At 64.1% G+C, this 24,922-nt stretch carries 21 protein-coding genes; 11 read left to right on the top strand and 10 right to left on the bottom strand.

Annotated features, from left to right (window positions below; all coding sequences use genetic code 11):
* Window positions 1–78 precede the first annotated feature (78 nt).
* Complete coding sequence (locus EOA49_RS13800; RefSeq protein WP_082980493.1) at window positions 79–2,025, bottom strand: LTA synthase family protein; 1,947 nt, start codon at window positions 2,023–2,025, stop codon at window positions 79–81.
* 257 nt (window positions 2,026–2,282) lie between these two features.
* Between EOA49_RS13800 and fabD the strand changes: the two genes are divergently transcribed.
* The 8 genes from fabD (at window position 2,283) to gmk (ending at window position 9,176) form a co-directional block, all read left to right on the top strand.
* Complete coding sequence (fabD, locus tag EOA49_RS13795; protein WP_127241657.1) at window positions 2,283–3,224, top strand: ACP S-malonyltransferase; 942 nt, start codon at window positions 2,283–2,285, stop codon at window positions 3,222–3,224.
* An 82-nt stretch (window positions 3,225–3,306) separates the two neighbouring features.
* On the top strand, window positions 3,307–3,426 hold the full coding sequence (locus EOA49_RS34105; RefSeq protein ID WP_292083607.1) for a hypothetical protein: 120 nt from the start codon (window positions 3,307–3,309) through the stop codon (window positions 3,424–3,426).
* Window positions 3,427–3,531: 105 nt separating this feature from the next.
* Window positions 3,532–4,269 carry a 3-oxoacyl-[acyl-carrier-protein] reductase gene (fabG, locus tag EOA49_RS13785; RefSeq protein ID WP_127243193.1) on the top strand — a complete coding sequence of 246 codons (738 nt, stop codon included), beginning with the start codon at window positions 3,532–3,534 and terminating at the stop codon, window positions 4,267–4,269.
* Between the two features lie 314 nt (window positions 4,270–4,583).
* A complete protein-coding gene (locus EOA49_RS13780; RefSeq protein ID WP_006203723.1) occupies window positions 4,584–4,820 on the top strand; it encodes an acyl carrier protein in 237 nt (78 codons plus the stop codon).
* A gap of 34 nt (window positions 4,821–4,854) precedes the next feature.
* Window positions 4,855–6,117 (top strand): beta-ketoacyl-ACP synthase II, encoded by a 1,263-nt coding sequence (gene fabF / locus EOA49_RS13775; protein WP_127242253.1) that lies wholly within the window; start codon window positions 4,855–4,857, stop codon window positions 6,115–6,117.
* A 103-nt stretch (window positions 6,118–6,220) separates the two neighbouring features.
* On the top strand, window positions 6,221–7,450 hold the full coding sequence (gene mltG / locus EOA49_RS13770; RefSeq protein ID WP_127216282.1) for an endolytic transglycosylase MltG: 1,230 nt from the start codon (window positions 6,221–6,223) through the stop codon (window positions 7,448–7,450).
* A gap of 155 nt (window positions 7,451–7,605) precedes the next feature.
* Window positions 7,606–8,496, top strand: coding sequence for a YicC/YloC family endoribonuclease (locus EOA49_RS13765; protein ID WP_127242093.1), 891 nt, complete (start codon window positions 7,606–7,608; stop codon window positions 8,494–8,496).
* Between the two features lie 5 nt (window positions 8,497–8,501).
* Complete coding sequence (gene gmk / locus EOA49_RS13760) at window positions 8,502–9,176, top strand: guanylate kinase (RefSeq protein ID WP_127242094.1); 675 nt, start codon at window positions 8,502–8,504, stop codon at window positions 9,174–9,176.
* Window positions 9,177–9,224: 48 nt separating this feature from the next.
* Here gmk and rsmA read toward each other — a convergent pair whose 3' ends face one another.
* From rsmA to lptF, 6 genes are all read right to left on the bottom strand, one after another.
* Window positions 9,225–10,085 (bottom strand): 16S rRNA (adenine(1518)-N(6)/adenine(1519)-N(6))-dimethyltransferase RsmA, encoded by an 861-nt coding sequence (gene rsmA / locus EOA49_RS13755; RefSeq protein WP_067330290.1) that lies wholly within the window; start codon window positions 10,083–10,085, stop codon window positions 9,225–9,227.
* Window positions 10,082–11,116, bottom strand: coding sequence for a 4-hydroxythreonine-4-phosphate dehydrogenase PdxA (pdxA, locus tag EOA49_RS13750; protein ID WP_095823644.1), 1,035 nt, complete (start codon window positions 11,114–11,116; stop codon window positions 10,082–10,084). Before pdxA ends, rsmA begins: the two co-directional genes overlap by 4 nt.
* Window positions 11,117–11,194: 78 nt before the next feature.
* Window positions 11,195–12,121, bottom strand: a complete 927-nt coding sequence (locus EOA49_RS13745; protein ID WP_066995711.1) for a peptidylprolyl isomerase — start codon at window positions 12,119–12,121, stop codon at window positions 11,195–11,197.
* Window positions 12,122–12,327: 206 nt separating this feature from the next.
* Window positions 12,328–14,742, bottom strand: coding sequence for an LPS-assembly protein LptD (locus tag EOA49_RS13740; protein WP_066995713.1), 2,415 nt, complete (start codon window positions 14,740–14,742; stop codon window positions 12,328–12,330).
* Window positions 14,742–15,824 (bottom strand): LPS export ABC transporter permease LptG, encoded by a 1,083-nt coding sequence (gene lptG, locus EOA49_RS13735; RefSeq protein WP_127241040.1) that lies wholly within the window; start codon window positions 15,822–15,824, stop codon window positions 14,742–14,744. The genes EOA49_RS13740 and lptG overlap by 1 nt, the downstream gene beginning before the upstream one ends.
* Before the next feature lie 2 nt (window positions 15,825–15,826).
* Window positions 15,827–17,026 (bottom strand): LPS export ABC transporter permease LptF, encoded by a 1,200-nt coding sequence (gene lptF, locus EOA49_RS13730; RefSeq protein ID WP_127241041.1) that lies wholly within the window; start codon window positions 17,024–17,026, stop codon window positions 15,827–15,829.
* 349 nt (window positions 17,027–17,375) lie between these two features.
* Here lptF and EOA49_RS13725 point away from each other — a divergent pair, with 349 nt between their 5' ends.
* Together EOA49_RS13725 and EOA49_RS13720 are read left to right on the top strand one after the other, a co-directional pair.
* The gene (locus EOA49_RS13725) at window positions 17,376–18,902 is read left to right on the top strand and encodes a leucyl aminopeptidase (protein WP_127241042.1); all 1,527 of its coding nucleotides are present in this window, start codon (window positions 17,376–17,378) and stop codon (window positions 18,900–18,902) included.
* 7 nt (window positions 18,903–18,909) lie between these two features.
* Window positions 18,910–19,359: a DNA polymerase III subunit chi gene (locus EOA49_RS13720; RefSeq protein ID WP_066995722.1), complete on the top strand. Its 450-nt coding sequence runs from the start codon at window positions 18,910–18,912 to the stop codon at window positions 19,357–19,359.
* A gap of 192 nt (window positions 19,360–19,551) precedes the next feature.
* Here EOA49_RS13720 and EOA49_RS33965 read toward each other — a convergent pair whose 3' ends face one another.
* From EOA49_RS33965 to EOA49_RS13705, 3 genes are all read right to left on the bottom strand, one after another.
* Window positions 19,552–19,674 carry a hypothetical protein gene (locus tag EOA49_RS33965; protein ID WP_281010018.1) on the bottom strand — a complete coding sequence of 41 codons (123 nt, stop codon included), beginning with the start codon at window positions 19,672–19,674 and terminating at the stop codon, window positions 19,552–19,554.
* Window positions 19,662–20,345 (bottom strand): hypothetical protein, encoded by a 684-nt coding sequence (locus EOA49_RS13710; protein WP_127241043.1) that lies wholly within the window; start codon window positions 20,343–20,345, stop codon window positions 19,662–19,664. Before EOA49_RS13710 ends, EOA49_RS33965 begins: the two co-directional genes overlap by 13 nt.
* A gap of 88 nt (window positions 20,346–20,433) precedes the next feature.
* Window positions 20,434–23,673, bottom strand: coding sequence for a DUF6212 domain-containing protein (locus tag EOA49_RS13705; RefSeq protein ID WP_127241044.1), 3,240 nt, complete (start codon window positions 23,671–23,673; stop codon window positions 20,434–20,436).
* A gap of 257 nt (window positions 23,674–23,930) precedes the next feature.
* Here EOA49_RS13705 and EOA49_RS13700 point away from each other — a divergent pair, with 257 nt between their 5' ends.
* Entirely contained in the window at window positions 23,931–24,884 is a 954-nt protein-coding gene (locus EOA49_RS13700) for a glycosyltransferase family 2 protein (protein WP_164749222.1), read from the top strand.
* The last annotated feature ends 38 nt before the right edge of the window (window positions 24,885–24,922 follow it).

The raw sequence follows: 24,922 nt of genomic DNA, 5'->3' as shown, positions 1-24,922 counted from the left end.
TCGCAGGCCTGGCGGCGCTTGTGGGAATTGGCTGACCCGCCGGCCGCAGGTCGGCCATTTCGTCGGAAGGCGATCCACTCAGCTCATATGCGCGACGAGCGGGACTACCGTCTCGGGGAAGAAGTCGGGCGCGACCCGGCGCTTGCCGAACATCATATCGTACTGGATCAGGCGGAAGTCGTTGATCTTCGGATCGATCTTCTTCTGCCGTGCCCAGTCGGGCGTCGCCTCGCCGGAGGGCGACAGCAAAAGGTTGCGGTCGACCACCCGGTAGTGCTCGCGCAAAGCGCCGAGGAAGCCGGTGTAATAGGGGTGGGTGATCCCGGCCGTAGTCAGGATATGATAGGGCAGGAAGGCGGGGCTCACCGAGCCCAGATTCTCGACCGGACCGGAGCGGTTCGACCAGATGATCAGCGGCGTGTCGTGATGCTCGAGCGCCGCCTCGGGCGTCGGCTCCTTGCGCGGCGCGACATTGTCCTTGAGGAAGCCGGTCTCGACATACACCGGGCCGAGCGGCGGCAAGTGGTCGCCGAAGAAGGCGATGATGGTCGGCCGCTCGCGCTTCTTCGCCCAGTCGATCAGGCGCTGCAGGCCGCGATCGGCGTCGGCCGAGCCTTCGGCGTAGGAGAGCAGCGATTCCCGCGCCCAGGTGCTGATCGGCGCGTCGACGCTATGGGTCGGATTGTAATAGCGGTAGGGCTCGTAGGGCCCGTGGTTCTGCAGGCTGACCGCGAACAGGAACACCGGCTCTTCGCTGGCATCGGCCTCGCGCATGATCTCGTCGGTCATAGCCGCGTCGGAGGCCAGCGGCCCGCGCTTTTCCATCGGCGGCAGCGTCTCTTCCGAGCGGAAGTCGCTGAAGCCGAAATCGGCGTAGACGGCGCCCCGGTTCCAGAACCAGTTGGTGCCCGGGTGGATGGCGCGCGCCCTATAGCCTTCGCTCTTCAGGAAAGTCGCCAGCGACGGCGTCGGCGTGCGCACATATTGCTGATAGGGAATCGAGCCCGCCGGCAGGAAGGCGTTGGAGAAGCCGGTCAGCGCCTCGAACTCGATATTGGCGGTCATGCCGCCGAATTCCGGCGAGAACATCGAGCCCGAGCGCAGCGCGCGCACCGTCGGGATCGGATCGGGCTTGATGCTGACGCCGGGGAGCTCCGTCGGATCCCAGAAGGATTCGCTCATCACCACGATGATATCCGGCTTCTGGTCGGGCACCGAGGCGGCAACCCCGGGACGCGCGATCGCATCCATCGTCTTCTCGGAATAGCCGGGCGGGGCCGAGACATGCGCCATCGGCACGTTGAGCGCGAAGGCGAGCGCGAAGCCGTTGGAGGCATAGTTCTCCTTCTGGTCCCACATGATCGGGATGATCTGCAGCCTGTCGCGCGTCCACGAGAAGGTGGCGTAGTCCATGATCGAGACGAAGAAGGCGAGCAGCGGCACGGCAAGCGTCAAGCGCGCCAGCCGTCCCTTGCGGCTGAGGATCGGCACACGCCGGCGCCAGAGCCGCCAGCCATAGACGAGCAGCGCGAGGCTGGCGACGATCGCCGCCGCAAGCAGCACGGCCGTCCAGGGGCGCTCGCGCACCAGAAGCGGCATCAGCGCCATGATCTGGCGGGCATAGAGGAAATCGGTCGGGTAGAGCGGATCGCCCAGATAGTGCGATTTCTGGTGACCGACAAAGGCCAATGCCAATGTCACCGGCGCGACGATCATCAGGCTTTGATGGCTGCGGCCGAGAATGGCGTCGAGCCCGATCAGCACCAGCGAAAAGACGATGATGGTGGTCCAGCCGGGCTTGAAGGGCTGCAGGAAGAAGTCGACGGTGCCGAAGAAGTCGCCGCGCACGATCCATTCGATGGCGAACACCAGAAGGGCGGAGGCAAGCAGCGTCGCCAGGCCGTAGCGGACAATCGGCCATCTGCGCCCCGGCAGATAGCCGGTGGACGGATCGTCTTCCAAAAATTGCGGCGCGGGTTTGGCCGCGCCTTTCCTGATCCTAGCCACTTTGCTTCCCCGGCCCATGTCACGCGTCTTCCACTCGCGTCACGCCACTGTCATCGAAATGTCACACAAAGCTAGCGCCTGTGGCGGAAATAAGAAGAGCCAGCAAACGATTCGTGAGCGGTTTTCATCAGGTGTGATCGCCAAAAAGCCTTTCAGAACAGGGAACTCGGCCGTTCTCCCGGCTGGAACAGCTGCTGAACTGGTGCTTGCGGGCTTGACTTGGCCGTCCGCCTTGCGCCAGAGGCAGGGAAAAACCAGCCGCTGGAGACGCTAACATGGCCGTCGCATTCACCTTTCCGGGACAGGGCAGCCAGGCCGTCGGCATGGGCAAGGACCTCGCCGATGCCTTTCCCGAGGCGCGCCGCGTCTTCGAGGAAGTCGATGAGGCGCTCGGCGAGAGACTGTCGAAGCTGATCTGGGAAGGGCCGGAAGAAACGCTGACGCTGACGGCCAATGCCCAGCCGGCGCTGATGGCGGTGTCGCTGGCGGCCGTAAGGGCGCTGGAATCGCGCGGTTTTTCGCTGAAGGACAAGGTGGCTTATGTCGCAGGCCATTCCCTCGGCGAATATTCGGCGCTTGCCGCAGCCGGCTTCGTTTCGGTGGCCGATGCCGCGCGACTGCTGCGCACCCGCGGCAACGCCATGCAGGCGGCGGTGCCGGCGGGCGAGGGCGCCATGGCCGCCATCATCGGGCTGGAGCAGGCTGATGTCGAAGCCGCCTGCGCCGAAGCGGCACAAGGCTCTGTCTGTCAGATCGCCAACGACAATGGCGGTGGCCAACTGGTGATTTCCGGCGCCAAGGCGGCCGTCGAACTGGCGGCGAAGCTCTGCGCGGAAAAGGGTGCCAAGCGGGCGCTGATGCTGCAGGTCTCGGCACCTTTTCACTCGGCATTGATGACGCCAGCCGCCGATATCATGCGCGAGGCGCTGGGCGGGGTCGCGAAAAGCGCGCCGGTGGTTCCCATCGTCTCAAATGTTTCGGTCACGCCGACCAGCGACCCGGATGAGATCGCCCGCCGCTTGGTCGAGCAGGCCGTCGCCCGCGTGCGCTGGCGCGAGACGGTGGAATGGTTCGGCGCCAAAGGTGTCGCGACGCTTTACGAGGTTGGCGCCGGCAAGGTGCTGTCGGGCTTGGCGCGACGCATCAACCGCGATATCGCGACCGGCGCCATCGGCGCGGCCGCGGAAGTCGAGGCGGCGCTGGCAACTTTAGGATAAACGGGAAACTCTTGCTGGCAGGTGCGGCATTCCTACTTCCATCCGTCTTTCTCCCGAAGTCGAGCATCGCCTCGACGATCTCGTGGCGATGACTGATCGAAGCAAAGCCGAATACCTGCGTGACTTCGTTGAACGTGGACTCGAAGATCTCGAGGACTATTACTGGGCTGCGGAAGTGCTGGAGCGGATCGAGGCTTGGTGAAGAATCGGTCGTGAGCGCCGAGAACTTCTGATATGGCCTGAACAACATGACAAAATGCGGAACGAGGGTCGCTCGCGGGGCGTCCGGAAGAATGAGGTTGAAGCAATGTTCGAACTGACCGGCCGTAAGGCGCTCGTCACCGGTGCATCGGGAGGCATCGGCGAGGCGATCGCCAGGGTGCTGCACAGCCAGGGCGCGATCGTCGGCCTGCACGGCACCCGCGTCGAGAAGCTGGAAACGCTGGCCGACGAGCTCGGCGACCGCGTAAAGCTCTTCCCGGCGGATCTGACCAACCGCGACGCGGTCAAGGCGCTTGGCCAGAAGGCGGAGGCCGATCTCGAAGGCGTCGACATCCTGGTCAACAATGCCGGCATCACCAAGGACGGCCTGTTCGTGCGCATGTCGGACGCCGACTGGGATTCCGTGCTCGAGGTGAACCTGACCGCCGTGTTCCGGCTCACTCGTGAACTCACCCATCCGATGATGCGCCGCCGCCATGGCCGCATCATCAACATCACCTCGGTGGTCGGCGTCACCGGCAATCCCGGCCAGACCAATTACTGCGCCTCCAAGGCCGGCATGATCGGCTTTTCCAAGTCGCTGGCGCAGGAGATCGCCACCCGCAACATCACCGTCAACTGCGTCGCCCCGGGCTTCATCGAATCGGCCATGACCGACAAGCTCAAAGACAAGCAGAAAGAGACCATCATGGCGGCGATTCCGACGCGGCGGATGGGCACCAGCGCCGAAGTTGCCTCGGCCGTCGCCTATCTCGCTTCCAATGAGGCGGCTTATGTCACCGGCCAGACCATCCACGTGAATGGCGGCATGGCGATGATCTAGGGTATTTGAGATTCAGGTGATGCCGGCCTGCAAACGGCGGCTTCCTGCGCTTCCGCTCCGGCCCTCGAAAGCCGCCATTTTCGGCTCGGCTTGAGCTGAATCTCACACACCCGGGCGACCGAGCCCCGGGCGCCTGTGAAAACAGCCATTTCGGCTTGGACGCCCGCTGTTTTTCGTGTAATGCGGCCGGCAACCCGGCGGTTCGGGCAAAAACCGGTCCTGTGGCGTTGCGTTTCCCACAAGACCATCTTTCAGCTTGATTAGCGGCATTCCGCCCGCTAACGAAGACAACACAACGTAAGACGAGGCCCCAAATGAGTGACACCGCAGAGCGCGTCAAGAAGATCGTCATCGAGCATCTCGGCGTCGATGCCGACAAAGTGACGGAGCAGGCGAGCTTCATCGACGATCTGGGCGCGGACAGCCTCGATACGGTCGAACTCGTGATGGCGTTCGAAGAAGAGTTCGGCGTCGAGATTCCAGACGACGCCGCCGAGACCATCCTGACTGTCGGCGATGCCGTGAAGTATATCGATAAGGCCTCGGCCTGAGGCTTTCCGCGGGTATCGCCGGGGAGGACCTGCGATGAGGCGAGTCGTCGTCACGGGCCTTGGCCTGCTTTCGCCGTTCGGCATGGGTGTCGAGCACAGCTGGAAGGAACTGCTTTCCGGCCGCAGCGCCGCCTGCCGCATCACCGAATTCGAGGTGGGCGACCTTGCCTGCAAGATCGCCCACGTCATTCCGCGCGGCGACGGCTCGAACGGCACCTTCAATCCCGAGGCCGTGCTCGAGCCGAAGGAACTGCGCAAGATCGGCGACTTCATCCTCTACGGCATCGCGGCGGCCGACGAGGCGCTGGCCGATTCCGGCTGGAAGCCCGAGACGCATGAGGACCAGTGCGCCACCGGCGTGCTGATCGGTTCGGGCATCGGCGGCATCGACGGCATCGCCGAGAACGCGATGATCCTGAAGGAGCGCGGCCCGCGCCGCATCAGCCCGTTCTTCATCCCCGGACAGATCATCAACCTGGTCTCCGGCCAGGTTTCCATCCGGCACGGGCTGAAAGGCCCGAACCATGCTGTCGTAACCGCCTGCTCGACGGGCGCGCACGCCATCGGCGATGCCGCGCGGCTGATTATCTGGGGCGATGCCGACGTCATGGTGGCCGGCGGCGCCGAAGCGCCGATCACCCGGCTTTCGATGGCAGGTTTCGCCGCGTGCCGCGCGCTCTCCACCGAGCGCAACGATGCGCCCGAGATCGCTTCGCGCCCCTATGACCGCGACCGCGATGGCTTCGTCATGGGCGAGGGCGCCGGCGTCGTCGTCCTGGAGGAGCTCGAGCACGCCAAGGCGCGCGGCGCCAAGATCTATGCCGAGGTCACCGGCTACGGCCTGACCGGCGATGCCTATCACATCACCGCCCCGGCCGAGGACGGCGACGGCGCCTTCCGCTGCATGGCGGCGGCGCTGAATCGGGCGAAGCTCTCGCCCGCCGACATCGACTACATCAATGCGCACGGCACCTCGACCATGGCCGACACGATCGAGCTCGGCGCCGTGGAGCGGCTGGTCGGCAATGCCGCTTCCAAGATCTCGATGTCGTCCACCAAGTCGTCGATCGGTCATCTGCTGGGCGCTGCGGGCGCCGCGGAAGCGATCTTCTCGATCCTCGCAATCCGCGACAACATTGCCCCCGCCACCATCAACCTCGACAATCCGGAACGCGAGACGGCGATCGATCTCGTGCCGAACAAGCCGCGCCAGCGCCAGATCGATGTGGCGCTGTCGAACTCCTTCGGCTTCGGCGGCACCAACGCCTCGCTCGTCTTCCAAAGTTACGATGGCTGAACATTCAGCCTACCGGCAGGTCCGCCGCCTGCCGTCATTTTTGCCAAATTTGCCCCTACACTTCGGCTAGGGGATTCGTTGCAAGATCAGACGGTAGGGCGCCATGAATACAAATCCGGGCGGCGGTGGAGAATTCGGACAGCGTCAGGCGCAAGGACCGATCGTGCCCAAGACAGCCGCCGAGGCGCTGCGCCCCGAGGCTGGCACGCCGCCGCCGTCGAAACGCTCGCGCGCGTCGCGCAGCCAGGTCGTCGTATTCCTGAATTTCTTCCTTTCGTTGGTCATCCTGGTCGTGCTTGCCTCGGGTGCCGCACTCTATTTCGGCATGCAGGCCTTCATTGAGCCGGGTCCGTCGGCCAATGGCGACACCTTCATGGTCAAGCCGAACACCGGCGTTCAGGAGATCGCCGACCAGCTGGAGCGGCGCGGCCTGGTCAGCGATGCGCGCATCTTCAGGCTGGGGGTGCGTGCCACAGGCAACGATTCCGCGCTGAAGGCCGGCGAATACGCCATCAAGCCGCGCGCCTCGATGCGCGACATCATGGAGCTGTTCAAGAGCGGCAAGTCGGTAATGTATTCGTTGACCATCCCAGAGGGGCTCACGGTTGAGCAGGCGCTGCAGCGCGTGGCCGAGCAGGAGGCGCTGACCGGCGACATGCCGGCGGCCATGCCGCCCGAGGGCAGCATCGCGACCGACACGCTGCGCTTCACGCGGGGCGCCACCCGGCAGCAGATGGTCGACAAGCTGGTCGCGGACCAAAAGAAGCTGGTCGAGGACGTCTGGACGCATCGCGCGCCCGACCTGCCGATCGCCAATATGGAGGACTTCGTCATCCTGGCCTCGATCGTCGAGAAGGAGACGGGCAGGGGCGACGAGCGCTCGCGCGTGGCCGCGGTCTTCCTCAACCGGCTCGCCAAGGGCATGCGGCTGCAGTCGGATCCGACCATCATCTACGGCCTTTTCGGCGGCAAGGGCAAACCGGCCGACAGGCCGATCTATCAGTCCGACATCGAGAAGCAGACGCCGTATAACACCTATCTGATCAAGGGCCTGCCGCCGACGCCGATCGCCAATCCGGGCCGCGCCGCACTCGAGGCGGTGGCCAATCCGTCGAAGACCGACGACCTTTATTTCGTCGCCGACGGCAATGGCGGCCATGTCTTTGCCGCGACGTTGGAAGAGCACAACCAGAACGTCGCCCGCTATCGGGCGGTGCAGAAGAAGCAGGCCGATGCGGCGGCCAAGGCCTCCGGCCAGACGACGGCGCCGGCCACTCCCGACGACGGTGCCAGTGCAGGCGCCAGCGGCGAAAATGGCGACGCGGCCCAGTAGGCCGCGCTGATTGCCGGATCTGGCCCGCCTCCTTTGACGCCGGGCCGTATTCATGTTTTGAGGGGACATCCGACGCTGGCCAGAGGTCCGGCGTCTTGCTAGGGGCGCATGCTCGGGCAATCGCGCCGGGCCTGCGTCAAGGGGTGACACGCATCATGAACGTGCAGAGCATGACCGGTTTCGCGCGAGCCGTCGCTGAGCTCGACGGCACGTCGATCGCCTGGGAAGTCAAATCGGTCAACGGCAAGAGCGTCGAGGTCAGGCTGAGGCTGCCGCAGGGTTTTGACCGGCTGGAGCCCGCTGTAAGGCAGACCGTGCAGAAGCGCTTCGCGCGCGGCAATTTCCAGGCAACGCTGACTGTCGCGCGCGCCGCCGCCCAGCAGGCGCAGCCGGTGGTCAACGAGGCGTTCCTGAAGGACCTGGCGGGACTGGCCAAGCGCCTCCAGGAGCAGTTCGGCACCGCGCCGGCGACGGCTGACGGTCTGCTGGCGCTGCGCGGCGTGCTCGACATCCTGGAGACGGTCGAGACCGAGGAGGAGCGCGCCGCCCTCGACGCGACGATCCTGTCGGCGCTGGACATGGCGCTGGCCGGATTGGAGCAGGCAAGGCAGAGCGAAGGTGCCGCGCTGCGCAAGTTGTTGTCCGGCCATATCGACGCCATCGAGGCGCTGACGCTGAAGGCCGAGGCCGACCCGTCGCGCGAGCCGGCGGCGATCCGCGAGCGCATCACCGAACAGGTCCGCCTGCTGATGGATGCGTCGGCCAATCTCGACGCGGTCCGTCTGCATCAGGAAGCGGCCTTCCTCGCCACCAAGGCCGATATCCGCGAGGAGATCGACCGGCTGAAGACGCATGTCGCATCGGGCCGCGCGCTGCTTTCCAGCGGCGGCGCCGTCGGCCGCAAGCTCGATTTTCTGGCGCAGGAATTCAATCGCGAATCGAATACCTTGTGTTCCAAGTCGAATGCCGCCGCGGTCACCGCGATCGGGCTGGAGCTCAAGGCGGTGGTCGACCAGTTTCGCGAGCAGGTTCAGAATCTGGAGTGACGGGGATGGTTGCCAAGGAGCCTACGGCCACCAGGGATCTGGGGTCCCGCATCCGCCGCCGCGGGCTGATGCTGGTGCTGTCGTCGCCGTCGGGCGCCGGCAAGTCGACGATTGCGCGCAATCTTCTGGAAAGCGATTCGAGCCTGGAGCTGTCGGTCTCCGTCACCACCAGGCCGCGTCGCGGCTCGGAGATCGAGGGCGTCCATTATCTTTTCCGCACCATGCGCGAGTTCGAACGGCTGCGCGATTCCGACGCGCTGCTCGAATGGGCCGAGGTGCACGGCAATTTCTATGCGACGCCGCGCGAGCCGGCCGAGGCAGCACTTGCCGAAGGCCGCGACATGCTGTTCGACATCGACTGGCAGGGCGCCCAGCAGCTCAAGGAGAAGATGCGCGCCGACATTGTCTCGATCTTCATCCTGCCGCCTTCGATGAAGGAGTTGAAGGCGCGCCTGAAGCGCCGCGCCGAGGACCAGGAGCAGGTCATCGAGACCAGGCTGAAGAATGCCCGCGTCGAGATCGAGCACTGGAAGGAATATGACTTCGTCATCGTCAATGACGATCTCGACCGCGCCTTTGCCGAGGTGCGTGCAATCGTTACAGCCGAGCGCCTGCGCCGCGACCGTCGGCCGGGCCTGTTCGATTTCATCTCGGGCTTGCTGGACGAGAAGACGGAGTGAGAGGCAGTGCCTCCCCTTCTCCCACAAGGGGAGCAGGAGGCCGGCAGGCTACACCGCGTTCGTCAACCTTACGAACTCTTCCACACTCAGCGTCTCGGCCCGGCGCGTCGGGTCGATGCCGGCGCGAGTGAGCAGGGCTTCTCCGCCCAAGCTCTTCACGCTTTGCCGCAGCATCTTGCGGCGCTGGCCGAAGGCGGCTTCGGTGATGCGGCCCAGCCTCTTGCCGTCGGTGGGCAGGGGAGATGCACGCGGCACCAGATGCACCACCGAGGACGTGACCTTCGGCGGCGGAGTGAAAGCCTGCGGCGGCACGTCGAAGACGATCTTTGCCTCGGTGCGCCAGCCGGCAAGCACGCCGAGCCGGCCATAGGCGCCGCTGCCCGGGCTTGCGGTGATGCGCTCGGCCACCTCGCGCTGGAACATCAGCGTCATCGATTGATAGAAGGGCGGCCAGTCTGCCGTCGTCAGCCAGCGGATCAGAAGCTCCGTGCCGATGTTGTAGGGCAGGTTGGCGGCGATCTTCACCGGGCTGCCGTCCGTCGTGCCGGCAAGCGCGGCAAAATCCGTCTTCAGCGCATCGCCGGGAATGACCTCGAGCCGGCCTGGATAATGGCCGGACACCTGCGCCAACGCTTCTAGACAGCGCTCGTCGCGCTCGATGGCGATCACCCGTTTGGCGCCGTTGAAGAGCAGCGCCCGGGTCAGCCCGCCTGGGCCGGGCCCGACCTCGATCACGGTCGTCTCGCTGAGGTCGCCGGCCGCGCGCGCGATCTTGCTCGTCAGATTGAGGTCGAGCAGGAAGTTCTGGCCGAGCGCTTTCTTCGCCTGCAAACCGTGGCGCTCGATCACCTCGCGCAGTGGCGGCAATCCGTCGATGGTCGTGCGCCCCCCGCTCAAATCGAGCCTCATGCCGCCGCAGTCCGGCGGCCGCTGTCGGCGAGGCGGCGCGCCAGCCTCAGCGCCGCGATCAGGCTGTCGGCGCGTGCAATGCCCCTGCCGGCGATGTCGAACGCCGTGCCGTGGTCCGGCGAGGTGCGGATGAAGGGCAGGCCGAGCGTCACATTGACGGCCTCGTCGAAGCCCAGCGTCTTGGCTGGGATCAGCGCCTGGTCGTGATACATGCAAAGGGCTGCGTCATAGCCGGCGCGTGCCTGCGGATGGAACATCGTGTCGGCCGGCAGCGGCCCGACGGCGTCGATGCCCTCGGCCTGAAGCGCCTCAACGGCAGGCAGGACGATCGACAGATCCTCCGCGCCCATCGCGCCGCCTTCGCCGGCATGCGGATTGAGCCCGGCGATGGCGAGCCTGGGCCGCGCGATGCCGAAGCGGCTCTCGAGGTCGGCCGCGGTGATGCGTCCTGTGGCCACGATCAGCTCGCTCGTCAGAACCTTCGGCACCTCGGCAAGCGCGATGTGGATGGTGACCGGAACGGTGCGCAATTCGGGCCCGGCAAGCAGCATCACCGGCGTCACCTCGGCGCCGGTGTGGCGCGAGGCCAGATGCGCCAGGTATTCGGTGTGGCCGGGAAAGCGAAAGCCGGCGTCGTAGAGCGGCTTCTTGGCGATGGGACAGGTGACCACCGCTGCGGCGCGGCCGGCGAGGCAGTCGGCGACGGCGCGGTCGATCGCTTCGATGGTGCCCGCGGCATTGGCCGAATTCGGCTTTCCGGGACTGTCCAGATGCCGGGCGTAGAGTGGCACGACGGGCAATGCGCGGGGAAAGTGGTGTGCCGCTTGCCCCGGCAAGGTCTCCATGATCGCCACGTTGGCCCCGATCTGACGCGCCCGCGCCTTGATCAGGGCAGGGTCGGCGAGCAGGTAGAAGGGCGGCACGCCGGCGCTGTCGCCCGCCTGCCAGGCGGTGATGGCGATCTCGGGCCCGATGCCGGATGGATCGCCGACGCTGAGCGCCAGCGGCGCGTCGGTCCTACTTGCGCTCATGGCGTAACGTGGGGCGCCATGCCTGCTTCGAAGCAGGGCGGGTGGCTCGAGCCTTGTTCTGTCATGCGCCGCAACGGCCTATCGCTCGACGATGGTGGCCTTCTTGCGCAGTTCCTCGACATATTTCTTGCTGAGCTCGTCGGCGTCCTTGTCGTTGCTGCCGCCTTCGGCCTGGAACACCATCTGGGCGGCCTTGTCATCGGAAACCTCGCGCGAGGAACAGATACCGATGAACTCGACGCCGCGTTCGGTCTCGCGCGTCGGCGTCGCCCCTCCGACCTTGGTCGCCTTGATCTGTTCGGCCCAGTCCGACGGCAATTGTGGCGCCAGCACGCGGCCGAGATCGCGCACCGTGACGTCGATCAGCCCCTTGGCGAATTCGCGCGTGGTGTTGCAGCCGTTGAAGCGGGCACGCATGGCGTCGGCCTCGCGCTTGCGCTTGGCAAGCGTAGCCGAGCGCTCGGAAGCGGGCACCACGAAGATGACCTGCTGCAGCATATATTCCGTGGCGCTCGGCTTGGAGCCGCCCTTGTCGAGCATGCGGCGGACCGCGTCCTGCTCGGTCACCGAGCCACCCTCGCCGGAGCGGTAGCGCGCGCCAAGCGCCTGGTTCCAGGCCATCTGCGCGCGGATGAACTCCTTGAAATGCTCCTTCGTAACGCCGGACTGCGCCATGACGGCGTCGAGCTTCGCGAGCGGCATCTTGTTGTTGGAGGCAAAACGCTGATAGGCGGCGTCGACCTGCTGGTCGGTGATTCGGATGCCGAGCCGCTTGGCCTCGGCAAGCCGCAGCGTCTGGTCGATCATTTCCTTGGCCGCGTCGCCTTTCTTGCGCTGCAGCTTGAAGAATGCGGCGCGATGGGCGATGTCGCCGGTGGTGATCGGTATGTTATTGACGACATATTTGATCTGGCTGGCGAATGCCGGCGGCGTCATTGCCGCGATCGAAACCGAGGTCGCCGCCACCAGCAGCGCGAATCCTGCCGAAAACAGGTATTTCCTCATCTCACCTTCCCAATTCCTATCCGCCACGACGGCGCCGCACGTCCTCCGAACGCATGCGCTATGTGGTCGACCCCATGCCCGTCCTATGCGGCGAAACAATGTCGCCGGCGCATGACCCCGAGAATGGGCCCCACTTTCGAAGGATCACGCGCCAAACCAAGCTTCACGCCAGCGACGGCGCACGCCGTGACCGGCGCTGCCTCCGCTTACTGGATCGTGTCGACGCCGCTGGTCGACGAGCCGAAATCGCCGAGCGTGCGGAACGACAGGTTGAAGCCGATATTCTGCGACACCTCCTTGGTGACCGTATCGCGCGTCTGCGAGAACGTCATCACATAGGTGAAGCAGGAATCGTTATAGGCGAAGCCGACGCCGTCCTTAACCAGGACGCTTGTCTCCAGATCGTAGGTGCCGGTGCCGAAGACCCGCCAACTCTCGGCCAGGTGCGTAGAGGCTCCGAGCGTGACCTCGTGGCGGTCCGTGGCGAAGCCGTAGAGCGGCTGCGCCTGGATGAAGGCATATTTGGCGCTGAGCGAAACCGGCAGGCCGGAATAGGCCGCCTTGATCTCCGCGCGCCTGACCTCGAATGTCTGCTCGTCGAACCGGCCGCTGAGCGAGCCGGAGAAGCCGCTCGGGCTGTTGAAGCCGATGAGGCCGACATAGTCGGACTTGGCGGTCTGCAGGCCCGAATAGGCGCCGACATTGACGAGGTCCGGCGCGTCGAAGGAGTTCTCGCCGCCCAGTTGGTAGGATTGGCCGAAGATGGCGTTGGTGCCCCAGCCGTTTCCATAGGCGCCGGAGTAGCGGAAGCCGACATTGGCGCGCGTGCCGCCTTCGATGCGATCGTAGCCGGAGAACTTGTCGCGCTCGAACAGGGTCGTGGCGTCGAAGACGAAGCTCTGCGCGTCCTCGTTCGGAATGGCCAGCCCGCCGACATATTGCTCGTTCGGCCGCACGAAGATCTGCGCTGTCGGTTCCAGGACATGACTGGAGTTCGACATCGAGAACAGGAGTGGCCAGCGCATCTCCAGGCCGAGCGTGGCCATGTAGCGGGCGAGCGAGGAGCGCATGTCGACATCCTCGCCGAGATTCGCCGCCATCTGGTTGACCGCCGCCAGCGATTCGGATGTGGTCGACACATAGCCGGCGTCGCCACGGAAGGCGAGCAGCGGCGTCAGCTGCAGTCCGTCATCGGTGGTGAAGGTGCGCTTCCATTCGGCCTCCGCCGTCAACCGGCTGGACTGGCCCTCGAGGCCGCGCACGTTGTTAATGGAAGTGTCGTCGAGCGGATTGGCCAGCACCGCGTCCAGCCGGTCCCGGCTGATGACGCGCGCATTGACATTGAGCGACAACTGCCCGCCCGCCACCGACATGTCGGGAATATAGGCGTAGTCGAACGACGGCAGCACCCAGGGCTGCTTGGCGGAGCGCGCCGTCGGGTCGCTGGACAGCGTGTCTTCCTGCACCTCGAATCGCATTGCCCTGACATCGAAATAATTACGGTCGCTCAGGCCCGTCAGATAGATCGACGACTGGTGGACGAGGTCGTTGTAGCCGTCGATGTTATAGGTGCGCGAAAAATTCTTGTCGGTCTGCAGCAGCACGTCCCAGCCGAAGTTCCAGCGCTCGTTGATGGCGAACTGGCCTTTGGTGCCCATCATGCCGCGGAACTTGTTGGGATCGTTTGGCTCTCCCGAATCGACGGTAAAGCGATTGCCCGTGCCGATGAAGGCGTCCGGATCCTGCTGATTGATGCCGGCGATTTTCAGGCTGTATTCGCCATTGTTGAAGCGCTGCCGCCATTCGGCCTCGCCGAGGAAGCCCTGCTTGGTGTAGCCGCTGCCGGTGACGGTCAGGTCATAGGTCGGCGACAGTGCGAAATAGTAGGGTACTTTGAGGCCGACGCCGAGGTTGTTGTTGTAGACGATGCCGGGGATCAGGAAGCCGCTCTTGCGCTTGACCGTCGGGTCCGCGATCTCGAAGGCTGGCAAATAGGCAAGCGGATAGCCGAAGAACTCGAAATTCGCATTCTCGAAGCGAACCGTCTTCTTCTCGCCGTTCCAGATGATCTTCCTCGCCTTGACGCGCCATGTCGGCGCCGAGTCGGGCTTGTCCTCGCAAGGCTCGCAAGCGGTGTAGATGCCGTTGTGGAATGTCGTCAGCACGCCGCCCATGCGTTCGGCGCTTTCGGCGGCGAAATAGGCCTTCTCGACCGTCTCGACGCGCAGCGCGTTGACGAAGCCGTCGGCGAAATCGTCGGTGATGTCGATATGCTCGGAATTGATCTTGGTGCCGTCGCTGTTGATGAGCTCGACGGCGCCGCTGGCGACGAGGCGCTTGGTATCGCGGTTGTACACGACGCGCTGGGCGACGAGCTTGTTGCCGCCATAGTCGATCTGCACGCCGCCGACGGCCGTCACCGTGTGCTTGTCGTTGTCATAGACGAGCGTATCGGCGGCCAGCAGCATCTGTGTGCCGGAGGGAACAGGCTTCGCCGTGATGGTCTGCGCCAGCGCCGGCACCGTCGGTACCACGCAAGCGAACAAACATGCCAAGGCTGTCGCCCCATAAAGGCGTGCCAGGCCGGCCTGCCTATGGCTGCGCAAACCAGCCTCCCTCACTAGCCGTCTTCCTTGTATAGCAGAAAAGTCACCCCGAAGAACATAGCCACGACAACCGGAACCCATGCAGCCACCACTGTAGGCACGAATCCGGCGACCCCGAATGCCTTGACCAGTACCGAAACGACATAAAGCAGAAAGCCGGCCAGGACGCCACCCAGAATCATCGTCGCCGACTGCCCCATCCGCGCAAATCGCATTGAAACTGTTGCCGCAATCAGCGTCATGGCGACGAGGAGGAACGGCAGCGCCACCAGCGAATCAAACTGCATGGCGAAGGCATTTGCCTTGAGGCCGAAGGAGCGGGCAACCTCGATCTTTGCCGGCAGATCGTAGAACGGGATGGTTTCCGGGCGCGCCAGGCGTTCCTGCACGAATTCCGGCTTGAGGTTGGTGGCCACGCGGTCGGAAGCCTCGGCACGGATGTTGCCGTCCTTGAACAGCTTGACGTCCTGCAATTCCCAGTAGCCGTCGCGCAGGAAGGCGCGCGCGGCGTCCTTGCGCTCGACGATGTTGCCCTGCTGGTCGAGGACGAAGAATACCGCGTCCGCCATCTCCAGTCCTTGGTTGAGGATGGCCCGGGCGCCGATGATGGTGTCGCCGGAGTTGGTCTTTTGCCTCAGCCAGGGCGTCGTGTCCTCCGCGACGGAATTCGACTTGCCGGCGCGCAGCTGGTTTTCCATCTGCTCCGACCAGGAAAAGCCGTGCGCGGCGATCGGGTTGAGCACGCCGACCGACAGCAGGCCGAACATCAGCGCGCCGACGCAGCACGGGAACAGGAACTGCCAGGCCGAAACCCCGGCCGAGCGCGCGATGACAAGCTCGTAGCGGCGGTTGAGCGACACCAGCGTTGCCATCGCCGAAAACAGCCCGACGAAAGGCACCGTCTGCAGCATGATCATCGGCATCCTCAGCGCCGAAATGGCGAAGGCGGTGCCGTAGGTGAAGCCCGGCAGTCCGGTCGTGCGGCCCGAAAGTTCGGTGAAATCAATCAGGAACACCAGCGCCAAAAGGCCGAGGAAGAACCAGATGGTGATCGACACGTAGCGGAAGAAGAAATAACGGCCCAGCGTCCAGCCCATCGTCAGGCTCCCTGGCCGGAGATGCCGCGCCGGGCGAGCCACAGCTTGAGCGCCGTCCAGCCCTCGCTGACGCGGCCGGCGAAATTCGTCATCCAGTCGGCCCAGGCGGCGGGCAGTTCCATGCTCCGCGACGAGACGATGAACCAGGCGGAGACCGCCGACGCCACGATCGGAACGGCGTAGACCATATAGGCGTAGTACCAAACCTTGTCGGCCTTGCCGGCGGCGAAGAAGCCAAGCCAGCGGACGAAAAGGGCGATAGCGATTGCCGTGATCAGCGGATGGATGCGCGCCTCGCGGTGCGAGCGCGCGTCGCCCGCGACCGCAAGCGCGATCAGCGCGAAGACCAGCGAATAGGACCATTCGGAGAAGCGCTGGTTGACCTCGGCCGTATAGCTGCCCGGATTGCGCTGGTACATCTTGTCGTTGGGATCCGGGTCGAGCAGGTATGGCGTCGTCCGGTCCTTGGGCAGCAGCGTGATCTCGTTCGCCGCCGACATGAAGGCTGACAGGTCGAAGGCGTAGGAGGTGAAACGGATGACCGAAAGGTCGCCGGTCACCGATTTGCGGTTGATGACGCCGTCATTCATCATCAGCACCTTCTCGTCGCCTTTTTCGACGATGCTGCCGGTCTTTGCGTAATAGGTGAGGTTGGCGCCTTCCTCGCGCGAATCGGCGACGAAGATGCCGCCGAGCTTGTTGTCGGGCAGCCGTTCTCCGATCTGCAGGAACAGGCCGTCGTCGATCTTACGGAAGGTGCCTTCCTGGATGATCAGTGACAGAAGGTCGGCGCGCGAGGCCGCCACCAGCTGCCGGTTCTTCTGCCTGGCATAGGGATCGACGCCGTTATCGACGGCAAAGGAAAAGACGCTGGCCGCCAGCGCCAGCAGAAGGATCGGCCGCGCGATCGCCCAACGCGAGGCGCCCGCGGCGTTGATCACCGCCAGCTCCGAATCCGTGTTCATGGCGCTCAGCGTCTGCGCCACCGCGACCACCAGCGCGAACGGCACCACGATCGGGACGATCGAGGGGATGATCAGGGCCGCGACTTCGAAGAAGGTCAACGCCGACTGGCCGCTGTCGGTGACCAAGTCGATCTTGGCGAGCACCTGCGTCGTCCACACGATCGCCAGTGTCCACGCCAGCGCCGCCAGGAACATCGCGGTAGCGCGACGCATGATGTAGCGTTCAACGACCTTCATGAAGGCTTTTCTCGATTGTGCCGAACGGCATCATGCCCGCCGACAAGGTAGTCATCCGCCGACGCCTGCACAACCGGGTCCATAGGCGGCTCATCTGGTTTGTCCTCTCCACGCCACGCGCCCGGCGCGGCGGAGTCTCCGCGTCAATGAATAAGAAATGCGAAACATTGATGGTTAACAACAGGTTGCGGCATAAAGCTTGCGTTCCGCCGCGACGAATCCTTGGTTGGTTTCGGCGCCGATATAGACAGCGATTTCGGCCAAAGTCTTGCCAAATGGCCGAAAACGACCAAATGTCGCGCACGCTTAAAAGCCGGTTCGCGGCGCCTCACCCCGGAAGCAGGATCTGATGACTTCGAGACCTTCGATTGCCTTCGCCAAATTCGCCGCGCCCAAAAAAGGCAGCGTCTTCGTGCTTGCGGCCGACGGCGGCGGCCTTGGCGATGCCGCGAAGGCCTGCGACCCGGCTGGCGCATTGGCGCGCGCGTTTCCGGTCGCCGATTTCTCCGGCAAGTTCGCGAGCTCGGTGGAAGTGCTGGCACCGGAGGGAACCTCTGTCGACCGGCTGGTGGCCGTCGGCGCCGGCAAGGTCGCAAGCCTCGACGACTACGCCTGGCTGAAGCTCGGCGGCGCGGTTGCCGCCGCGCTGCGCAAGGCTGTGGAAGTCGCTGTCATCCTCGATCTTCCGGACCTCCAGCCGGACGGCAGGCAGGCGGCGCACCTTGCCGCCGGCATCCTCCTGCGCAGCTACGGCTTCGACAAATACAAGACCAGGAAGGACAAGGAAGACGGCCAATCCGACGCGAAGGGGGCGGAGAGCAAAAAGGCCGAAACCGCAAAGCCGGCCAAGATAACCATCCACTGCGCCGACCCTTCCGCCGCCAAGAAGGCCTTCGCCGCGGAAGAGGCGGTTATCGAAGGCGTGCTGCTTGCGCGCGATCTCGTCAACGAGCCGGCCAATACGCTCGGTCCGGTCGAGTTCGCCGCTCGCGCGAAGGAACTGGAAGGGCTCGGCGTTGAGGTCGAGATCCTCACCGAGAAGGAGATGAAGAAGCTCGGCATGGGCTCGCTGCTTGGCGTCGCGCAGGGCTCGCCGCGCGGCGCCCGCATGGCCGTCATGCAATGGAAGGGCGGCAAGGCCAAGGACGCGCCGATCGCCTTCATCGGCAAGGGCGTCACCTTCGACACCGGCGGCAATTCGATGAAGCCGGCCTCCGGCATGGAGGACATGAAGGGCGACATGGGCGGTGCCGCCGCGGTCACCGGGCTGATCCGTGCGTTGGCCGCCCGCAAGGCCAAGGCCAATATCGTCGGCGTCATCGGCTTGGTCGAGAACGCTGTCGACGGCCATGCGCAACGCCCGGGCGACATCGTCACCTCGATGTCGGGCCAGACGATCGAGGTCTTGAACACCGACGCAGAAGGCCGCTTGGTGCTCGCCGATGCGCTCTGGTACACCAACGATCGCTTCAAGCCGAAATTCATGGTCAATCTGGCGACGCTGACCGGCGCCATCATGGTCGCGCTTGGCCAGCACTATGCCGGCCTGTTTTCCAACGATGACGAGCTGGCCGGCAGGCTTTTCGGCGCCGGCCAAGCGACGCAGGAGCGGCTGTGGCGCATGCCGCTTGGTGCCGAATACGACAAGCTGATCGAGTCCAAGAACGCCGACATGAAGAACATCGGCGGCCGCTATGGCGGCGCCATCATCGCCGCGCAGTTCCTGCAGCGTTTCGTCAAGGACACGCCCTGGGCGCATCTCGACATCGCCGGCACCGCGATGGGCGCGCCGGCGAGCGAGATCAACCAATCCTGGGGCTCCGGCTTTGGCGTGCGGCTGCTCGATAGGCTGGTACGCGACCATTACGAAGGGTAAGGCTGTCGTGGCCGACATCCTGTTCTACCACCTGACCGAATCGACGCTTGAGGAAGCCCTGCCGGGCCTGCTCGAGCGCAGTGTCGAGCGCGGCTGGCGCGCGGTCGTGCAGACCGGCACGGAGGAACGGCGGGACGCGCTCGACCAGCATTTGTGGACGTTTCGCGACGACTCCTTCCTCGCGCACGCCACCGACCGCGAAGCCTATCCGGCCGAGCAGCCGATCCTGCTCACCACGGGGGAGGGCAACCCCAACGCTGCCCAGATCCGCTTCCTAGTCGATGGTGCGCACCCGCCCGAGCTTTCGGGCTACGAGCGCGCCGTCTTCCTGTTCGACGGCCACGACGCAGCGCAGCTCGAAGGCGCGCGCAGCCACTGGAAGACGATGAAGGAAGCCGGCCACGCGGTGACCTACTGGCAGCAGACGCCCGACCGTCGCTGGGAGCGCAAGGCGTGAGAGTGATCAGCGGTCGCTGATCGTCGTCTTGTTGATTTTCGTGCTGGGCGGAAGGTCCTTCACCTGTCGGTGGATTTGGCCGGCGATATGCACTTTGACCCTGAAGAAGTCTTCTTGATTTGCTCGACGGACATTTCCCCACCGAGCACGGGTGGCGTTTCAAAGTCGTAACATTCGCCGGCGGCAGGCGCGCTACATCAGCGATGCGGTGGCCATGCGATTTTTGGCGGTATTCGGCTTCTTGTCGCCGACATACTCAACATTCGTATCGATGAGGCGGTCGCTGTCGATGCCAATCGCGGTCATGATGTCCATGATCGCCTTGATCCGTTGCTTGGCCAGGCCTTGTTCGTCTTTGCCGCATTGGCGCCCGTGATCTCCTTGGCGGCCAATGCCGTCAGTTCCACGTTGCAACGCGAATCCTTGATGCTGTTGGCGAACTTCTCGAGGTCGCGTTTGACCGGGGGTGAAATCACCGAGGATCTGCTGTCGAAGAAGAGGGCGACCTGGGCAGGGCTTCGCTTTTCATACTGCCGGCAGGAGATCCCTTGCTTCGGCAAGGTATACAGGATAGCGCTCCGCGCCTGGTTCTTATCGCTGGCGCTATCGTCGACCCAATGAGAAAGCGCCAGCACCATTTCGGGCTTGACGCCCTGCGCTTTCAAAAACGCGCGTGTGGCGTTCAGCCTTTGGCCGGCAATGCCATCCGCCTTGTCGTACGCGCCTTCCTTGCTGGCCGTCGCGTAGACCCGGTAGCCGCAATCGCGACCGGCGTCCTTGACGAATGCCGCCAGCCCTTTCGCGGTTTCGTCGGAAATCTTGCCGTCGCCCTTTTTGAACAGGACGCGGTACGAGTTCCACTGGGTGCACTTCGGCCCGACGTCGCGCTCCTGGGCGGCGGCTGTGAAAAATGCGGCGCTGAGGGGAATGACGAAAAGACCCAGGACAAGGCCGACAATACTTTTCATTTCTTTGGCGCCCTCCACACTGACCCGATCTGTTCTTATCGCACTTCGCACCTCTGATTCGCACCCATGAAAGGTCACGTTCGCGCGATTGGCGGGCTCCCGCCCTTCAGTCCCAGACGAGCAGCAATTTGCGCCAAAAGGCGTTGGACGGCATCGGCTTCGAACCGCGCGGCAGTTTGATGGCCAGATAGATGGTCAGCCATTTGCGGTCGATCTCCCGGACGGAAACCTTCAAATCGTGCAACTCGAAAGGTTTCGAAATCCGCGTCCATCCGGAGAATGCCAGCGCGCCGACCGGCGTGTCGTTTTTCCAGCCCAGTTTTTCTTCCGGCCGGCCCAGCGCCATGGCGAATTCGAACGGCGAGGCATCCTCGTGGGCGATCTCCACCGTAGCGATGACACTGCGGGCAAAGGTCGGGAAAGTCGAATTGAGGGCGGCGACAACCGGGCCATGGATGCTCGGCCGCAAAAAGATACCGCCATTGTCCCCGGCGACCAGCAATGCCGGCAACTCGGACGGATAGTTCGTTACAAGCGCTGCGCGCTTCAGCTCCTCGCCGGTCAGCCGCCGCATGCGTTGACGTTCTTGCGGCGCGTTGAGACGCGGGTGCTTCCCGCCGGTCGAAACCACATTTCGGACCTGAATGCTTGAAAAGCCCCCGAGCACCCGAGCGTCCGGCCGATTGCCGCCGCATCTGACGGCGAGCAGCAGGTCGCGTCTGCCGGGAGCAGGCGAGTGGACGCCCGTTGCGATCTCGCGTGGTTCATGCGGGCGGCTGACATCGGCCCAACCGTTCCCGTCGCCATCCTCGAGGAGCCGGGCGAGCTGGTCAAAGGTCTGGTTTTCCGCGTCCACGATCGCGATCTGGAACTGCGCCGGTGCGGTCAGTGCCTCATCGAGATAGACCCAGCAGCTGGCGCTGATCGTCCCCGCCGGACAGACGCCCTTCAGCAGCGCCATTGAGACGGTGCCGGCGGTGGCCTGCACAAACAGCTGGTCCGGCGACTGCTCGACATAGCTCAAGAGATCCGCATCGGCAGCCGGATGCGAGCCAACATAGGCGCGGCGCAGGGCTTCGACCGGGAGGTAGCGCTCGCTGTAGAGCGAGGAATGGAGTTCCGGCACTGTTTCTTCAGCGGCGGCGTTGAGCAGTTCGACGACGCCCAGCGTGAAGTCGGACCGTCCGGCGTGAGCGAGCAGCGAAATGGCCGTATCGGCCCTGCCTTCTCGCGCCGCAATCTCGGCCAGCAACTGCACTGCGTCCGCGGAGTTGGGGGAGGCTGCGCTCAGCCGCAGATACCGTTCGTCCTTGACGCGCAGTTCAAGATTCCAGAGGTTGAGGTCCTTCTCATGATCGGCAGTGTTCGAGCTGATGCCGAGCTGTACGAACATGTCGGTGTGCGCGAACTTGTGCTTTCGAAACACATCGATGATAGGACGGCGATTCCTCAGCCACTCGGCATTGCGGTTCATGCCGGCCGGCGAAGACCGGTACCAGTACAGCGGCTCCGGCACGGTGACGATTTCCAGACCCGCGAGATCGGCGCGCAGGAAGAATTCCCAATCGCTCGCCGAAAAGCCGCGCTCCTCGTTGAGGTAGCCAACCTTGTCGAACACCTCGCGCCGGAACATCGCGTTGGCGTCGCCATACGGATTGGTAATCAGCGCGATGTCCGGCGGACCGCCGACCGGAAAGTAGAGCATATAGCCGCTCTTGGTGTCCGGCGGCACGAAAGGCTCGTTGAGCCATTTGGCGAAAGTCGTGCAGATATCGGCGCCGGACTTTTGCATGCCGGCCACAAACGTGCTGACCGCGTTGGGGAAGAGAGCGTTGTCGTCGTCCAGGAACAGGATAAAGGACCCCTTGGCGGCGCGAATACCGGTGTTGCGCGCTTTGCCGAGGAAGCCGTTCTTCTGCCGGATGATCCGCCAGCCGCGCTGCTCGAACTCGGGCTCGATCTCATTGAGCAGCCGAATTGCATCCGGATCCGTGCTGCCGTCATCGACGACGATCAGTTCGATATTGGGATAGTCCTGGCGCCGGACCGAGGCAATCGCCTGCGGGAACAGCCGCGCCCGATTGTAGTGCGCCGTGATGATGGATACCAGCGGCGGTCGGCTGCGGTTCCGGCTTGGGCCGTCGGCTCTGGCCGGATGTCGGCACAATTTGACGTGCAGTTTGCTCCAGGCCTTCTCGCGCGCTTCCCGGTCAAGCAACGGTTTTGCCGGACCGAACGAGCGGCTCTCGAGCACGGATTGGATCTTGGCCGCGATCGCGGAGGGGGATGCCTCCACCATGACCGCCTCGGCGGACTCCGGCTGAAGCAGCCCGCGCATGCTGCCGACGTCCGTCGTGACGAACGGGATCTTCTCGTCAAGGCAAGTCACCACATCCAGCGGGAGCTGCGCGGCCGAGTGCGTGATTGCCACCAGCGCATGGCTTTGCCGCAGGTAACGAAAGATCTCGGGCTCGTCCCGGATGGGCAGCAGTTTCAGCTTGAAGGGCCAATGCCGGGCGCGCCGCAGGATCATGCCGCCCGAATGCTCGCCGAGCACATGACCAAATGCGCCGACGATGGTCACGGCCAGGTCCGTCACGCCATTCTCGGCCAGGCGATCCAGTGCGTCGCAAAACAGCGTCAGTCCGCTTCGCGTCTTGGTGCCCGAGAAATGAACCACCTCGGCGGCCGGTTTTTCCCGGGGCCGGTAGTGATCGACGGCGAAGTTCGAACGCCACTCCTCGGGCTCCAACGGCGTCGCGATGTGCTGGCTGCGCGGCAGTCTCCACCCCGCCTTGTTCATCCAGTCGAGCAGGGACTGGCCTGTGACGACGAGATGGTCGCAGGTTTCGGCGGAGGTCCTCTCCATATGGGCGACGGTCATCTGCTCCTTGCGTTCGATCGTCCTGGCGTTAGCCTCCAGATCCCACATGAGCGGCCCATGCGCGAGCACCACGAGGATGGGAGGGTCGGCAAAGACACCCGTGCGCTTGGCGACGGTGGGGAAATGCGCCAGCCCGCCTTCAAGCGCGAAATAGACGACATCGAAGGGGTTCTGTTTGAGGTAGTGGTAGACGGCTACGGAATTCTTGTCGCTGGACTCCAGGCCACGCAGCAATTCGGGTGACCGCGGCAGCAGCTCGAGGCGCACCAGGAAATTATCGAAGCTCCATTTGGCGAGCCTGTCGATCTCCTGCTCGTCGGGCTGGCTGCCGAGCGGGCTCGGCACCCATAGCAGCGTGACCGTGTCGCCGATTTTCGCCAGGTGCTGCGCCAGCGCATACGTCGCCGACCCTGGATCAGCGGTAACCGTAGAGCCGAACTCGACTTCGGAAACGACACACACCCTGCGGGGTTTGTGGCTTGACTGCCGCTTAGGCGTAGAGATTGCGCCCGTCTTCGAACCAACCTTCAATCGGTCCCCCTCGATCCTCAGCCGCAGCAGTCTTGCCAACAGGTGGATAACACTTTGATAATCGTCTGACCGGGATAATCATCGCAAGCCTGTCCAGGCTCCTCGCGCAAACCGTATTGATTGGCGTTCGCATGCTTGCCCATCGACCTCCAAAACACCTTGAGCGGCTGGACCATAGGCCGCTTGACGTGCGCAAGGACGAGATTCTGTGCTTCGTTGCACTGCGCAACGAGAGGACGTTGCTGCCGCATCTTCTCGAACATTATCGAAGGCTCGGAGTCGACCGGTTCTTCTTCCTGGACAACGGCTCGACGGACGGGACGCGAGAACTAGTCCTGGAGCAGCCGGACAGCCATTGTTTCCACACGGAGGGGTCGCATTTCGCCGAGAACATCACCCCGCCGCGATGGATCAACACATTGATGCGCGTGTTCGGTTCCGGCCACTGGTGTCTGTCCGTCGATGCCGACGAGCTTCTTGTCTATCCCGATCTCGAGCGCGTGAGCCTGCGCCGGCTTTTCAATTATCTCGAGTCGACCGGCGCCGAAGCTGTGATCGGATCCATGATCGACATGTACGCGGACGGACCGTTGGCGGAGTGCAGCTACGACGGCAGCATCCCTTTGGTGGACGCATCCTCCTATTTCGATCCGGAGCCGGGATGGCTGCGCGCGCGGGATGGACTTTATCCTCCCGAGCAAATGTTCGGCGGGGTGCGCGAGCGCGTTTTCTGGCGCGGCCGCTTCAAGCAGACCTTTCCACCGTGCCTGACCAAGGTGCCGATCGTGCGGTGGAGCAGGGACACACATTATCACGCGGCGCAGCACACCATCAGCAAGGTGCGGTTCAGCGAACTCCGCGTCGCGCTGCTGCACTTCAAATTTGTTTGGGGCTTCCAGCAGAAATCGGCATCCTCGCTAGGCGAGAATGCGCAACTGAAAGAAAAGACGCTCGAAGAGCGCGCCGCCTATATGGAGGCCTTGGAGCGCAATCCGAAACTCTCGCTTCGCAACGACCGGTCCGTGCGCTATCGCGGCGACACTGCCCAGCTCGTGGAACTCGGCTGGATGAAAACCTCGGATCGCTACGCCGAATTCGTCGCGACGGGCTGGCCGCGGTTACAGGAAACCGCGGCCAGCTGATCTGACGATCTATTGGCGAAATGCCGCCGGCAATTATC

The organism is Mesorhizobium sp. M1A.F.Ca.IN.020.04.1.1 (assembly GCF_003997315.1).
Taxonomy (GTDB): Bacteria; Pseudomonadota; Alphaproteobacteria; order Rhizobiales; family Rhizobiaceae; genus Mesorhizobium.
This window is presented reverse-complemented; position numbering and strand designations above follow the sequence as displayed.

Coding starts and splice junctions, on each gene's coding strand:
- lptF (WP_127241041.1), bottom strand. CDS start 17,026: ATGAAGGTCGTTGAACGCTACATCATGCGTCGCGCTACCGCGATGTTC.
- lptG (WP_127241040.1), bottom strand. CDS start 15,824: ATGGGCTGGACGCTGGGCCGTTATTTCTTCTTCCGCTACGTGTCGATC.
- mltG (WP_127216282.1), top strand. CDS start 6,221: ATGAATACAAATCCGGGCGGCGGTGGAGAATTCGGACAGCGTCAGGCG.
- EOA49_RS13780 (WP_006203723.1), top strand. CDS start 4,584: ATGAGTGACACCGCAGAGCGCGTCAAGAAGATCGTCATCGAGCATCTC.
- pdxA (WP_095823644.1), bottom strand. CDS start 11,116: ATGAGCGCAAGTAGGACCGACGCGCCGCTGGCGCTCAGCGTCGGCGAT.
- rsmA (WP_067330290.1), bottom strand. CDS start 10,085: ATGAGGCTCGATTTGAGCGGGGGGCGCACGACCATCGACGGATTGCCG.
- gmk (WP_127242094.1), top strand. CDS start 8,502: ATGGTTGCCAAGGAGCCTACGGCCACCAGGGATCTGGGGTCCCGCATC.
- EOA49_RS13745 (WP_066995711.1), bottom strand. CDS start 12,121: ATGAGGAAATACCTGTTTTCGGCAGGATTCGCGCTGCTGGTGGCGGCG.
- fabF (WP_127242253.1), top strand. CDS start 4,855: ATGAGGCGAGTCGTCGTCACGGGCCTTGGCCTGCTTTCGCCGTTCGGC.
- fabG (WP_127243193.1), top strand. CDS start 3,532: ATGTTCGAACTGACCGGCCGTAAGGCGCTCGTCACCGGTGCATCGGGA.
- EOA49_RS13800 (WP_082980493.1), bottom strand. CDS start 2,025: ATGGGCCGGGGAAGCAAAGTGGCTAGGATCAGGAAAGGCGCGGCCAAA.
- EOA49_RS13765 (WP_127242093.1), top strand. CDS start 7,606: ATGAACGTGCAGAGCATGACCGGTTTCGCGCGAGCCGTCGCTGAGCTC.
- EOA49_RS33965 (WP_281010018.1), bottom strand. CDS start 19,674: ATGGACATCATGACCGCGATTGGCATCGACAGCGACCGCCTCATCGAT.
- EOA49_RS13725 (WP_127241042.1), top strand. CDS start 17,376: ATGACTTCGAGACCTTCGATTGCCTTCGCCAAATTCGCCGCGCCCAAA.
- fabD (WP_127241657.1), top strand. CDS start 2,283: ATGGCCGTCGCATTCACCTTTCCGGGACAGGGCAGCCAGGCCGTCGGC.